This is a genomic window from Arenibaculum sp. (genome assembly GCF_035998295.1).
In the GTDB taxonomy this organism is placed as follows: domain Bacteria; phylum Pseudomonadota; class Alphaproteobacteria; order Azospirillales; family Azospirillaceae; genus DASYHS01.
Genome location: NZ_DASYHS010000286.1, coordinates 1 through 12,866 on the forward strand (window position 1 = coordinate 1; position 12,866 = coordinate 12,866).

Annotated in this window: 13 protein-coding genes; 4 read left to right on the forward strand and 9 right to left on the reverse strand. The window is 69.5% G+C overall.

Translation table 11 applies throughout. The annotated features are described in order from the left end of the window. Positions 1 to 19: 19 nt before the first annotated feature. The 4 genes from VGO20_RS27340 to VGO20_RS27355 all read right to left on the reverse strand — a co-directional run bounded on the left by VGO20_RS27340 (position 20) and on the right by VGO20_RS27355 (position 4,257). Positions 20 to 487 (reverse strand): Dps family protein, encoded by a 468-nt coding sequence (locus VGO20_RS27340; protein ID WP_327505582.1) that lies wholly within the window; start codon positions 485 to 487, stop codon positions 20 to 22. 111 nt (positions 488 to 598) lie between these two features. Continuing rightward, positions 599 to 2,644, reverse strand: coding sequence for an elongation factor G (locus tag VGO20_RS27345; RefSeq protein WP_327505583.1), 2,046 nt, complete (start codon positions 2,642 to 2,644; stop codon positions 599 to 601). Between the two features lie 143 nt (positions 2,645 to 2,787). Then, positions 2,788 to 3,471: a glutathione S-transferase family protein gene (locus tag VGO20_RS27350; RefSeq protein ID WP_327505584.1), complete on the reverse strand. Its 684-nt coding sequence runs from the start codon at positions 3,469 to 3,471 to the stop codon at positions 2,788 to 2,790. Between the two features lie 15 nt (positions 3,472 to 3,486). Beyond that, positions 3,487 to 4,257 (reverse strand): NIPSNAP family protein, encoded by a 771-nt coding sequence (locus VGO20_RS27355; protein WP_327505585.1) that lies wholly within the window; start codon positions 4,255 to 4,257, stop codon positions 3,487 to 3,489. A 122-nt stretch (positions 4,258 to 4,379) separates the two neighbouring features. Between VGO20_RS27355 and VGO20_RS27360 the strand changes: the two genes are divergently transcribed. After that, on the forward strand, positions 4,380 to 5,006 hold the full coding sequence (locus VGO20_RS27360) for a TetR/AcrR family transcriptional regulator (protein WP_327505586.1): 627 nt from the start codon (positions 4,380 to 4,382) through the stop codon (positions 5,004 to 5,006). Positions 5,007 to 5,094: 88 nt separating this feature from the next. Here VGO20_RS27360 and VGO20_RS27365 read toward each other — a convergent pair whose 3' ends face one another. Further along, positions 5,095 to 6,297 carry a pyridoxal phosphate-dependent aminotransferase gene (locus tag VGO20_RS27365; RefSeq protein WP_327505587.1) on the reverse strand — a complete coding sequence of 401 codons (1,203 nt, stop codon included), beginning with the start codon at positions 6,295 to 6,297 and terminating at the stop codon, positions 5,095 to 5,097. Between the two features lie 196 nt (positions 6,298 to 6,493). On the opposite strand from VGO20_RS27365, the gene VGO20_RS27370 reads away from it, so the two are divergent. Continuing rightward, on the forward strand, positions 6,494 to 7,153 hold the full coding sequence (locus tag VGO20_RS27370; RefSeq protein ID WP_327505588.1) for a nuclease-related domain-containing protein: 660 nt from the start codon (positions 6,494 to 6,496) through the stop codon (positions 7,151 to 7,153). 77 nt (positions 7,154 to 7,230) lie between these two features. After that, complete coding sequence (gene uvrB, locus VGO20_RS27375) at positions 7,231 to 9,381, forward strand: excinuclease ABC subunit UvrB (RefSeq protein ID WP_414639915.1); 2,151 nt, start codon at positions 7,231 to 7,233, stop codon at positions 9,379 to 9,381. 49 nt (positions 9,382 to 9,430) lie between these two features. Here uvrB and minE read toward each other — a convergent pair whose 3' ends face one another. The 4 genes from minE to VGO20_RS27395 form a co-directional block, all read right to left on the reverse strand. Next, positions 9,431 to 9,736 (reverse strand): cell division topological specificity factor MinE, encoded by a 306-nt coding sequence (minE, locus tag VGO20_RS27380; RefSeq protein ID WP_327505590.1) that lies wholly within the window; start codon positions 9,734 to 9,736, stop codon positions 9,431 to 9,433. Beyond that, on the reverse strand, positions 9,733 to 10,548 hold the full coding sequence (gene minD / locus VGO20_RS27385; RefSeq protein WP_327505591.1) for a septum site-determining protein MinD: 816 nt from the start codon (positions 10,546 to 10,548) through the stop codon (positions 9,733 to 9,735). The genes minE and minD overlap by 4 nt, the downstream gene beginning before the upstream one ends. Positions 10,549 to 10,597: 49 nt before the next feature. Next, entirely contained in the window at positions 10,598 to 11,368 is a 771-nt protein-coding gene (gene minC / locus VGO20_RS27390; RefSeq protein ID WP_327505592.1) for a septum site-determining protein MinC, read from the reverse strand. Positions 11,369 to 11,613: 245 nt separating this feature from the next. Beyond that, on the reverse strand, positions 11,614 to 11,856 hold the full coding sequence (locus tag VGO20_RS27395; RefSeq protein WP_327505593.1) for an SHOCT domain-containing protein: 243 nt from the start codon (positions 11,854 to 11,856) through the stop codon (positions 11,614 to 11,616). A gap of 306 nt (positions 11,857 to 12,162) precedes the next feature. Here VGO20_RS27395 and VGO20_RS27400 point away from each other — a divergent pair. After that, on the forward strand, positions 12,163 to 12,866 hold a 704-nt coding region (locus VGO20_RS27400), incomplete at its 3' end, for a PhoH family protein (protein WP_327505594.1).

The window sequence follows — 12,866 nt, forward strand, 5'->3', positions numbered from 1 at the left end:
CCGCGGGGCCGTACCGGTGCTATTCGAGCATGCTGCGCAGCATCCACGCGGTCTTCTCGTGGATCTGCATGCGCTGGGTCAGCAGGTCGGCGGTCGGCTCGTCGTTCGCCTTCTCGGCCAGCGGGAAGACCTGCCGGGCGGTGCGGACGACCGCCTCCTGGCCCTGGACGAGCTGGCGGATCATCTCCTCGGCGGCCGGCGTGCCGGTCTCCTCGGTGATCGAGGTCAGCTCGGCGTACTGCTTGTAGCTGCCGGGCGCCGGCATGCCGAGCGCGCGGATGCGCTCGGCGATCTGGTCCACGGCGAGGGCGAGTTCATTGTACTGCTGCTCGAACATCGTGTGCAGCGTGTTGAACATCGGGCCGGTGACGTTCCAATGGAAGCTGTGGGTCTTGAGGTAGAGGGTGTAGGTGTCGGCCAGCAGGCGCGACAGGCCGTCCGCGATGCGGCGCCGGTCGTCGGCCGCGATGCCGATGTCGATCTCCATGATGGGCTCCTCGTATCCTTGTGCGCATGAGGATAGCGCGGCCGCGTCCCTTGGCAACGGGCTTGCCTGGAACGCTTCCAATTCGCCGCGCCGGACCTGCCGCCGGGCATGCTACTGCGCGGCCACCTTGGCCTGCCTGCCCTCGACCGCGCGGTCGGCGTGGCGGCCGGTCAGCTCGGCCAGGTGGTCGAACGCGAAGGAGAAGGTCCCCACGCCCTGCGTCAGCGATCTCAGCTCGACGATCAGGTCGTGCAGTTCGGACTGCGGCAGGCAGGCCTTGACCTCGTCCCATCCCGGCCAGCCCGGACGGGCGTCGTAGCCGAGGATCTGCCCGCGCCGGCCGGACGCAAGGCGCTGGGCGCGGGCGGTGTATTCGCTCGGCACGGCGATCGTCACGTTCATGATCGGCTCCAGCAGCACCGGGTCGCATTTCGGCATGCCCTCGGCCATGGCCATCCGGGCCGCGGTCTTGAACGCCTGCTCGGAGCTGTCGACGGCGTGGAACTGGCCGTCGGTCAGGGTCACGGCGACGTCGACGACGGGGAAGCCCAGCGGGCCCTGGGCCAGGTACTCCCGCGCGCCGGCCTCCACCGCCGGGATGAACTGGCGCGGGATGGCGCCGCCCACGATCTTCTCGGTGAAGGCGAAGCCGCTTCCGCGCGGCAGCGGCCGGATGTCGACATGGACGTCCGCGAACTGCCCGTGGCCGCCGGTCTGGCGCTTGAAGCGGGCATGCTGGCTGGTCGTCTTGCGGATCGTCTCCTTGTAGGCGACCTGCGGCGCACGCCCGGCGACCGGTACGTTGAAGCGGCCGCGCAGCCGGTCCATCGCGATCTGGAGATGGATGTCGCCCTGCCCCCACAGCACCAGCTCGCCGGTATCCTGGCTCAGCTCGAAGGCGAGGCCAGGGTCCTCCTCGACCAGCTTGGCCAGCGCCGCCGTGAGCTTGACCTCGTCGTTGCGCTGCTCGGCATGGATCGCGAGCGCGAAGACCGGCGACGGCGGCTGCGGCCACAGCGGCGAGCGCGACCGCTCGCCGTGCTCGCTCACGACGTCGCCGGTCCCGACCCGCTCCATGCGCCCGAGCGCGACGACGTCGCCCGCGCGCGCCGTAGCCAGCTTCTGCTGGCTCAGGCCCTGCATGCGGAACAGTCCCCCGACCCGCTCGCCGCCGAGCGTCATGCCCTCGCCGACGCTGCCGTGCCAGACGCGGGCGAAGCTGAGCTTGCCGGCATGGGGCGCGTGATAGGTCTTGAACGCCTGGACCACGGCACCGCCGTTCGGCTCCACGCCCAGGCGGCTCGCGGTCTCCGCCGGGTCGGGCGCCTCGTGGCGCAGCGCCTTCAGCAGGCGGCGCACGCCGTTGTCGTTCTCGGCCGAGCCGAGGAACACCGGGACGATCAGGTCGCCCGCGAGGTCGCGGGTCAACTGCCGGTACACCTCGTCCCTCTCGGGATCGACGTCCTCCAGCAATGCCGTCAGCAGGCCGTCGTCGAAATCGGCGAGCGCTTCCAGCAGTTCCTGGCGCGCGGACCGCTCGCGCTCGCGGACCCCGTCCGGGATCGCGATCGGGTCGGATGCCGCATGCGAGTTGTAGTGGTAGGCCCGCTCGCTCACGAGGTCGACGTAGCCGGTGACCTGCTCGCCTTCGCGGATCGGCACCTGGCGCAGCACGAGCGGCCGGGTCGACGCGGCCTGCAGCGCTTCCAGCAGGTCGCGTATCCGCAGCTCGTGGGCGCCCAGCAGGTCGACCTTGTTGACGAACAGCACGTGGGGAATGCCGTTGTCGTCCAGGAACTTGAACAGGGGGCCGAGCGCCGTCGCCTTGGCCGGGTCGGGCTCGCAGACGACGACGACGATGTCGGCGACCATCATCGCGTTCTGGGCGTCGGCCGACAGCTCGACCGAGCCGGGGCAGTCGAGGAAGAACCACGGCTCGCCGAGATAGTCGGCGGTCGCGAGGCCGACCTCGACGCTCATGTGCCGGGTCTTGGCCTCCGGGGCGCTGGCGCCGACCGCGGTGCCGTCCTTGACGCTACCCTTGCGGGTGGTGGCGCCGGCGGCGAACAGCAGGCTTTCGAGAAGGGTGGTCTTGCCGCAGAGATAGGGTCCGGCCAAGGCGGCGCATCGTGGCGCCGCCGATCTGGTGCTGGGCATGTGGGCACCTCCCGTTCGATGGCGAACCGGGGCCCGGTACCGTGCACGGGGCCGAGCCCCTCAGTTCAAGGTAACCGTCTGTCGATCCCCCGATGCTCCACCCCCCGGCCGCCCGAGTCCATGAAAAAAGGACGCGCCCCGCCCTAGGCTCCCGGGATCGGCATGAAATCCGGAACGGGCCGGCCGCGGGACGCCAGGAACGCCGCCATGGCCGCGACGACGTCGCGGACCGCCGGGCGGGCCGTGACCTCGTCCCGCCAGCGCAGCAGGTTCGGCGTGGCACCGGTCATCGGCGCGCCCATCCTGGCCGCGAAAAGCTGGGCCATGTAGAAGGCGATGTCGGCATAGAAATACGCCCCGGCGAGATGGCCGCGCGCGGCCGCCAGCACCTCCATCTCCTCGTAGAAGCGGGCGGCCGCGGCCCGCGCCGCCACCGCCGCGGGGTCCTCGGGCCGGTCCTGCAGCCCCATCAGCCGGATCACGTGGGGAAAGAAGACCTCGTCCGACTTCAGTTCGAGCAGGCGGGCCTCGGCCCTTGCCGCCGCCTCGGCGGGCCACAGGGCCGGTGCGGGCTTCAGGTCCTCCAGGTACTCGAATATCTGGGTCGAGTCGAAGATCTCCAGGCCGCCATGGATCAGGACCGGCACCTGGCGCTTGGGATTGACGCGCAGCACCTCCGGATGCTTCGGCTCGTAGGTCTCCCCGAACGGGACCATGACCAGCTCGAAGTCCAGGCCCTTCTCCAGCAGCGCGATCTCCGCCTTGCTGCCGAACATGCTGAGCGGCCCGGAGAAGAGCCGCATCGTGGTGCCGGTATTGTGGTTCATGCCGGTCTCCACCGCTCAGGCCCGCAACTGGGACCGCGAGGTCGGGGCCAGCCGCAGGATCTGCGGAGGCGCGGACAGGCGGCGGGTCAGCTCGGGGTAGATCCCGTCGCGCCACCGCGGGTTCCCGCCGAGCACGGTCATGTACCGGTGATAGGCCGTCAGGTCCCCGTGGCCCGCGAAGGAGACGACGACGTTCTCGCCCTCGCGCAGCGGCAGGTGCTGGAAGTTGTTCGGGGCGTGCTCCGTCGCGAACAGCCCGAGGAACGAGGCGCCCGCATCCGCCTGCGCGGGCCCGACGACGTCTTCGAAGAAGTCGAGGAAGCCGGCCTCGGCCGGGTCCGGGACGTGGTGGATCGTCGCGACGACCAGTCCCGCCGGGGCCGCGGAACCGGGCGGCGGCCGGCGGGCGGCGCTTTCCAGCACGAAGCCGCCGCCGGGCCGGGCCGGGCGCAGCAGCAGGGCGTCGCTGCTGTCGATCATCATCGAGTTGGCGGTCCCGCCATGCGTCCGCCATGCGTCGCCGGCGCCGTAGAAGGACGCCAGCGCGGCCGCGCGCGAGGGCATGTCGGGAAAGCCCCGCATCCAGACGAAGCGGTTCGGGTCGCCCAGGTCCCTGAACTGCCCGATGATCCGCATCCCCGCCGCCTCCTGCGTCTCGACGAACTCGCGGTCGAACAGCTCGACGAAGCTGTCGAGCGTTCCGGGATGCAGGGTGTACTGGCGAAGGTCGACGACCGGGGAACAGGTCTCGAGCGGCTCGGAGCCGGGGCGCAGGCGGGCGGTCACGTTTCTCTCCTCCATCGGCAGCCGGCTCACCAAAACAGACCGGTTGACCTGTTTGTATTACGGACCGGTTGCCCGGTCTTGTCAACGTGCTAAGTTTCCGGCCGATGGAATGGGAGCCGGCGATGGCGGAACGGGCGGCCCGGGAGCGGCGACGGGCCAACGACCCCGAAGGAATGAGGCGGCGCTTGCTGGACGCGGCTGCGGCCGCCTTCCAGTCCCGCGGCTATCATTCGACCAGCACGCAGGAGGTCATGCGCGAGGCCGGCGTGACCGGCGGCGCGCTGCACCACCACTTCCCCACCAAGAAGGCGCTGGGCCTGGCCGTAATCCGCGAGCGCGTCGCCGCGGCCGTGGAAGAGACCTGGATCGCCCCCTTCGCCTCGGCGCCGACCGCCGCCGAGGGCATCCGCACCGTCTTCGGCCGGATACTGGACGGCCTGAACCGCCGCGGGACCGTGGTCGGCTGCCCGCTGAACAACCTCGCCCTGGAACTGTCCCTCGCGGACACGGACTTCCAAAGCGCGCTGGGAGCCGTCTTCGAGGAGTGGCAGGCGGCGGTCGCGCGCAAGCTGCATGCGGAACGCGTTGCCGGCACCGGGGCGGACGAGGCGGAGGCGCTGGCGGCGCTCATCGTCGCGTCCTATTCGGGCGCGATGGCGATGGCGAAGGCCGCCCAGGACACCGCCCCGCTGGAGGCCTGCGCCCGGCAGTTGGCCCGGCTGCTGGACGAGCCGGCCCGCCGGGCCTGAGGCCGCACGGGGCGGCGCCCCCGCCCGGGCCGTGCTCGACTTCGTCAGGCGTTCGGCCGGCGCCGCGGGCGGCTGACCGGCCCCCGCCTCAGCGCAGCGCGCCGCAGGCCCGCTGGATGCGCTGGCACGCGTCCTCGAGGTCGGTCATCGAGGTCGCGTAGGAGATGCGGAAGAACGGCGCGAGGCCGAAGGCCGAGCCCTGGACCGCCGCGACCCCTTCCGACTCGAGCAGATAGGTCACGAAGTCCTCGTCGGTCTCGATCACCTTGCCCCCGGGCGTGGTCAGCCCGATCGTGCCGGCGCAGGACGGGTAGACGTAGAACGCCCCCTCGGGCTTGTGGCAGGAGATGCCCTTGGCCTGGTTCAGCATCGAGACGACGAGGTCGCGCCGCTCGCGGAAGCTGCTCACCCAGCCTTCCAGGAAGTCCTGCGGGCCGTTCAGCGCCTCGACGGCGGCCGCCTGGCTGATCGAGGACGGGTTGGACGTGCTCTGGCTCTGGATCACGGCCATGGCCTTGATCAGCTCCTTCGGGCCGGCGCCGTAGCCGATCCGCCAGCCGGTCATGGAGTAGGCCTTGGACACGCCGTTCACGGTCAGCGTCCGGTCGTGGAGGCGCGGCTCGACCTGGGCCGGGGTCACGAACTCGAACCCGTCATAGACGAGATGCTCGTACATGTCGTCGGTCAGGACCCAGACATGCGGGTGGCGCACCAGCACGTCGGTCAGCGCCTTCATCTCGTCGCGCGAATAGGCCGCCCCGGTGGGGTTGTTCGGCGAGTTCAGGATCAGCCACTTGGTTCGGGGCGTGATCGCCTTCTCGAGGTCCGCGGGCTGCAGCTTGAAGCCCTTCTCGGGCGGGCACGCCACGGCCACGGTCGTGCCCTCGGCCAGCGCCACCATGTCGGGGTAGCTGACCCAGTAGGGCGCCGGGACGATCACCTCGTCGCCGGGGTTCAGCGTCGCCATCAGCGCGTTGTAGAGCACCTGCTTGCCGCCGGTGCCCACCGTCACCTGGTCCGGCGCGTAGCGCAGGCCGTTCTCGCGCTCGAACTTGGCGCAGATCGCCTTCTTCAGGGCCGGCGTACCGTCGACGTTGGTGTACTTGGTGTCGCCCGAGCGCATCGCCCGCATCGCCGCCTCCTTCACGCTGTCGGGCGTGTCGAAGTCCGGCTCGCCGGCGCCGAGGCTGATGACGTCGCGGCCCGCGGCCTTCAGGTCGCGCGCCTTCTGGCTGACCGCGATGGTCGGGGACGGCTTGATGCGGGACAGGCGCTGGGCGAGGAGCGGCATGGCTGGATTTCCGTCGCGTTCGGGGATTGACGACGGCCCGGACCCTAGCGCCGCTCGGGGCGCCATGCAAGCGGTGGGAGGGCCCCGGACGGGGGATGCAACCCGCCCTTTCTTCCGGCTGTCGACAAACGAGGTACCCAGGGCGTAGGATCGACACCGAAGCTTTCCGGAAATCGACCAGGATCGGACCCCGAGCGTGGAGGACGCGAGCCGCCTCGTCCATCTGCTGATCTACAGCGGGCTGCTGGTATTCGGCCTCGTGCTGCTCCGCGCCGTGCGCTCGCCCCCGGTCCCGAAGCTGAAGGGCGAGCGGCTGAAGCTCGACCGGATCATCGACGCGCTCGGATATCCCTGCCACCACGACGTCCGGATCGTCGACCAGCAGGGCCGGATCGTGCGGATCGGACACGTGGTCCGCCTGCCGTCCAGCATCGTGCTGATCGGCACCGCCGCCGCGGCCGCCAAGGGCGAGCTGCGCGGCCGCGAGACCCAGAAGACCTGGCAGATCTCCCATCGCGGCCGGACGGCCACCTGCGTCAACCCGCTGCTGGAGCTGGACCCCCTCCACAAGGCGTTCCGCCGCCGCTTCCCGCTGCTGCGCGTGCGCGGCCTGATCGTCTTCCCCGACACGATCACGTTCCCCGACGGCCCGCCCCGCGGCGCCGTCCGGGCCTCGGAATTCGAGAAGTGGCTGGAGGAGGTGATGAAGACCGACGGCGTGCAGAGCCAGGCGACCGACGCGGCATGGCCCGCGATCACCGAGATGGTCGATAGGAGCCGCGCCCGGATCGAGCAGACGAAGACCGGCGGCCCGGCCCGCCGGGGCGCCGGGCCGGCGATCGCGAACCGGCGCTGAGCGGGTGAGCGGCAGCAGGTGAACGGGCGCTGGCGGAACGGGCCATGAACGCCTATGTTAGCGCCATGTCGATGCCCATGCACATGCCCGAGGAGCTGCCCCGCCGGTTGGAGGGCGGCAAACGGCTCGAAGTCGTGTCCGAGTTCAAGCCCGCCGGGGACCAGCCCCGCGCGATCGCGGAGCTGGTCGAGGGCATAGGGCGCGGGGAGCACGACCAGGTCCTGCTCGGCGTCACCGGTTCGGGCAAGACCTTCACCATGGCCCACGTGATCGAGACGGTGCAGCGCCCGGCCCTGATCCTGGCCCCGAACAAGACGCTCGCCGCCCAGCTCTACGGCGAGATGAAGAGCTTCTTCCCGAACAACGCCGTCGAGTACTTCGTCTCCTACTACGACTACTATCAGCCCGAAGCCTACGTCCCGCGGACCGACACCTATATCGAGAAGGAAAGCTCGATCAACGAGCAGATCGAGCGGATGCGCCACTCCGCGACGCGCGCCCTGCTGGAGCGCGACGACGTCGTGATCGTGGCCTCGGTGTCCTGCATCTACGGCATCGGCTCGGTCGAGACCTATTCGGAGATGACGATCGACGTCCGCGTCGGCCAGGCGGTCAACCGGTCGGCGTTGCTGTCGCGGCTGATCGAGCTGCAGTACAAGCGCAACGACGCCGGGTTCGGCCGCGGCACCTTCCGCGTGCGCGGCGACACGGTCGAGCTGTTCCCGGCGCATCTCGAGGACCGGGCCTGGCGCTTCTCGCTGTTCGGCGACGAGGTGGAGGGCATCCACGAGATCGACCCGCTGACGGGCGAGAAGGTCTCGGCCCTCGACGCGGTGCGCATCTATCCCAACAGCCACTACGTCACGCCGAAGCCGACGCTGCACCAGGCGGTGAAGCAGATCCAGCAGGACCTGAAGGTCCGGCTGGAGGAGTTCAACGCCCAGGGCAAGCTGCTGGAGGCCCAGCGGCTGGAGCAGCGGACCCAGTTCGACGTCGAGATGATGATGGCGACCGGGTCCTGCGCCGGCATCGAGAACTATTCGCGCTACCTCTCGGGCCGCAAGCCCGGGGAGCCGCCGCCGACCCTGTTCGAGTACCTGCCGAAGAACGCGATCGTCATGGTCGACGAGAGCCACGTCATGGTCCCGCAGGTCGGGGGCATGTACCGCGGCGACTTCATGCGCAAGTCGACGCTGGCCGATTTCGGCTTCCGCCTGCCGTCCTGCATCGACAACCGGCCGCTGAAGTTCGAGGAATGGGACGCGATGCGCCCGCAGACGGTGTTCGTCTCGGCCACGCCGGGCCCGTGGGAGATCGAGCGCACGGGCGGCGTCTTCGTCGAGCAGGTCGTGCGCCCGACCGGCCTGATCGACCCCGAGGTGATCGTCCGGCCGACCGAGACCCAGGTGGACGACCTGATCGCGGAGTGCAAGGAATGCGCGGCCAAGGGCCAGCGCGTGCTGGTGACGACGCTGACCAAGAAGATGGCGGAGGCGCTGACGGAATACCTGCACGAGGCCGGCGTGCGGGTACGCTACATCCATTCCGACATCGAGACCCTGGAGCGGATCGAGATCATCCGCGACCTGCGCCTGGGCGCCTACGACGTTCTGATCGGCATCAACCTCCTGCGCGAGGGCCTCGACATCCCGGAATGCGGGCTGGTCGCGATCCTGGACGCCGACAAGGAAGGCTACCTGCGCTCGCGCACCTCGCTGGTCCAGACGATCGGGCGCGCGGCGCGCAACATCGAGGGCCGCGCGATCCTCTATGCCGACAGGATGACCGAGAGCCTCAAATACGCGATCGGCGAGACCGAGCGCCGGCGCGCCAAGCAGCGCGCCTACAACGCCGAGCACGGCATCACGCCCGAGAGCGTGCGCAAGAACATCTCCGACATCCTGGAGAGCGTCTACGAGCGCGGCGACCGCGTCACCGTGAAGACCGGCGACAGCGCCAACAACAACCTCGTCGGCAAGGACCTCAAGGCCTACGTCGCGGACCTGGAGAAGCGCATGCGCGCCGCCGCCGCCGACCTGGAATTCGAGGAGGCCGCCCGCCTGCGCGACGAGCTGCGCCGGCTGGAAGCCATGGACCTGGAGCTGGACGCGCCGGGCCGGCCGATCGGCCTCGGCACCAACCGCGAGACGCCGCGCGGCGGCGTCAGGCCCGCCCGCCCGCCGACGGAAGCCAAGCGCCGGGGCGGACGGCGCCGGACGGGGGCCTGAAGGCGGAACCCGGGAACGGAGCCTGGAAGCGGGAAGTCCGGAGCCCGCCTCAGGCCGGCCGGCGGGCCGCCCCGCCGCCCGCCGCCCTGCTGCGCGCGGCGGCCGGCGGCGGCAGCTCGATGTTGACCTCGAGCGTGGAGCAGTCGCCCCCGCGCTCGAAGCTGACCTCGACCTTGTTCTCGTCGACCGAGACGTATTTCGCGATCACGGCCAGCAGCTCCTTCTGGAGCATCGGCAGGTAGTCGGGGCTGGAACCGGCGGCGCGCTCGTGCGCGAGCACGATCTGCAGCCTTTCCTTCGCCTCGTCGGCGACGCTCTTGCGCTGGTTGGCCCGAAAGAAGTTGAAGATGCTCATGCGGTCCTCCGCAACAGGCGGTCGAGGAACCCCTTCTTCTCAGGCTTCATGAAGCGGTGCTCCACCGTCTCGCCGAGGAAGCGGGAGACCGCATCCAGATAGGCCTGGCCGGCGTTGCTCTTCTCGTCCATCGTCACCGGCATGCCGACATTGGAGGCGCGCAGCACGGCCGGGCTCTCGGGGATGATGCCGAGCAGCGGGATCGCGAGGATCTCCAGCACGTCCTCGACCTTCAGCATGTCGCCGCGCTCGACCCGGTCGGGGTCGTAGCGGGTCAGCATCAGGTGCTCGCTCACGGGCTCCAGGTTCTGCTCGGCGCGGCGCGACTTCGAGGCCAGAACGCCGAGGATGCGGTCGCTGTCGCGCACCGACGAGACCTCGGGGTTGGTCACGATGATCGCATGGTCGGCGAAGTAGAGCGCCATCAGCGCGCCCTTCTCGATACCGGCCGGGCTGTCGCAGATGATGTAGTCGAATTCCTTCTTCAGCTCGTCCAGGACCTTCTCGACGCCTTCCTTGGTCAGCGCGTCCTTGTCCCGGGTTTGGCTGGTCGGAAGGATGTACAGGTTCTCGACCCGCTTGTCCTTGATCAGCGCCTGGTTGATCCTGGCCTCGCCGTTGATGACGTTGATGAAGTCGAACACGACCCGCCGCTCGCACCCCATCACGAGGTCGAGGTTGCGCAGGCCGACGTCGAAGTCGATCACCACGGTCTTGAAGCCGCGCAGTGCAAGCCCGGTGCTGAAGGCGGCGCTGGACGTGGTCTTGCCAACGCCACCCTTGCCCGACGTCATCACGATTACCTTGGCCACGGAAATTTCTCCGCCTCTTGAATGTTGCCCCATCGATGCCGCGCTGGGCTCAGCCGAGCTGTTCCATGCGCAGGTAGCCCTCGTCGAGCCAGACCTGGACCGGCTTGCGGTACACGGTCTCGTCGAGATCCTCGCTGACCCGGTAGAGGCCGGCGATCGACACCAGCTCGGCCTCCATGCTCTGGCAGAAGATCCGTGCGCCGCGGTCGCCCGAGATCCCCGCGAGCGCCCTGCCGCGCAGCGTACCGTAGACGTGGATGTTGCCGTCGGCCAGCAGCTCCGCCCCCGCGCTGACCGGGCCGAGCACGATCAGGTCGCCGCGGGCGGCGTAGACCTGGCGGCCCGACCGGACCGGTTCGGTGATCACCATGGTCGAGCGCGGCGGCTCCGGCGCCGGCGCGGCCTTGACCGGCAGCGGGTCGGTCGGCGCCCTGCCGGGGGCGAGGCCGAACCGGTCCTGCTGGACCTCGGGCTCGCGCGCGGGCCGGCCGCTCGGCATGGCCGGCAGCCCTGCCTCCAGCGCCAGCGCCTGGATCTGCGCGGGACCGCCCTGGATGCCGACCGCGATCAGGTTGTAGGACCGGAGCTGGACGACGAAGTCGATGAAGTCGAAGCCTTCCGGAACCTCTTCCATGTCCTCCAGGTCGAGCACGACCGGCGCGTTCCGGAAGAAGTTGGGGGCTTGGCGGATCTTGCTGAGAAGCTGGGGGAAGAAGCCGGGATCGTCGGGGGCGACGACCTTCAGCACCATCATGGTGAAGGTGTTCCCCCTGAGCTGGAAGGGGGCCTCGGTTTCGGAAAGCTGACCGTTGTTTCTCACAACCCTACTCTACCCCCAGGAATCCCGCGCGCGCGGCCATCGTGCCGGCCGCCCGCCTCCGGTCGCTGCGATTCGCGAAGCCGGCTACTTCTAACGAGGCACACCCCGTCGGTTCAAGTGAGAATTAACCATGTTGCCAAGTTAGTCGCACGCAGCCGCGCTGAATCCATTTCTTGAGGCTCGCGCGAACCCGGCCACAAAGTATGGTAGCTTTTCACGCCAGCATTGGCAAAGTCTTTGCGAGGCTACTCGCGCGGCCCGGCCTGCCCGCCCAGCAATGCCGCGCGCCGTTGGTCATACTCCTCCCGGCTGATCAACCCGCGGTCGCGCATCACGTCCAGCGCGCGCAGGCCGCGCCGCGCCGAGTCGCTCCCGTCGTTCCCACTTTCGGCGTCGGTCTGCGCCGTGCTGGCGCCGGGCCGCACATCCGGCCCCCCGCCCAGCCCCCCGGTGCCCTTCGGTCCGCCGGACGATGCTCCGCGTGCCATGCTTCACTCCTCACCTAATCCATATGTTGTATGAAACTTTGGTGGCGGGCGCAAAATCCTCTGTAAAGCGTTACGTCTTTGCCCGACAATGGAATGCGAAGCACCCCGCCGTGAAACAGTGGAGCGCCGGTGAAGGGATCAGACACACGCCCATCCTGCCAGCCCCGCGGCATCCCGCGGGCCGGCGACCGGCCTTCAGCGCATCGCGCCGGGTTCGAACGAGATCAGGCCTCCCCGTCCGGGAGGCCTTTTTCGTTTCCGCTTCCCTCCAGGGTTCTCTCGTCGACACAGGTCAAGGAGAAGGACATGGCCAAGCGCCAGGTCAAGGCAGCTTCCGTCACCGGCCCGATGGCGGGCAAGGTCACCAGCCTCTTCCCCGAGGGCGGCTGGGACCCTCTGGAGGACCGGCGGGACCAGAGCTACCTGCGGACGGTCAAGCCGCAGAGCGCCAACCAGAAGACGCTGCTCTCCGCCATCACCGAGCACAGCCTGGTCCTGGCCCTGGGGCCGGCCGGCACGGGCAAGACCTATCTCGCGATCAGCTCGGCGGTGGAGGCGCTGGAGGCCGGCCGCGTGGACCGGATCATGCTGTCGCGACCGGCGATCGAGGCGGGTGAAAGCCTGGGCTTCCTGCCGGGCGACCTGCAGGACAAGATGGCCCCCTACCTGCGCCCGCTCTACGACGCGCTCGCCGACCGGCTCGGCGGCAAGCGGCTGAGGCAGATGCTGGTCGACGGGACGATCGAGATCGCGCCGATCGCCTACATGCGCGGACGCACCCTCAACAACGCGTTCGTGGTGATCGACGAGGCGCAGAACTGCACCTACGCCCAGATCAAGATGCTGCTGACCCGCCTGGGCTGGCACAGCACCATGGTCCTGACCGGCGACCCGGACCAGAGCGACCTGCTGAACGGGCTGTCCGGCCTCGCCGACATCGCGCGGCGGCTGCAGGCGCTCGACGGCATCGCCGTCGTCCACCTGAACGAGAGCGACATCGTCCGCCACCC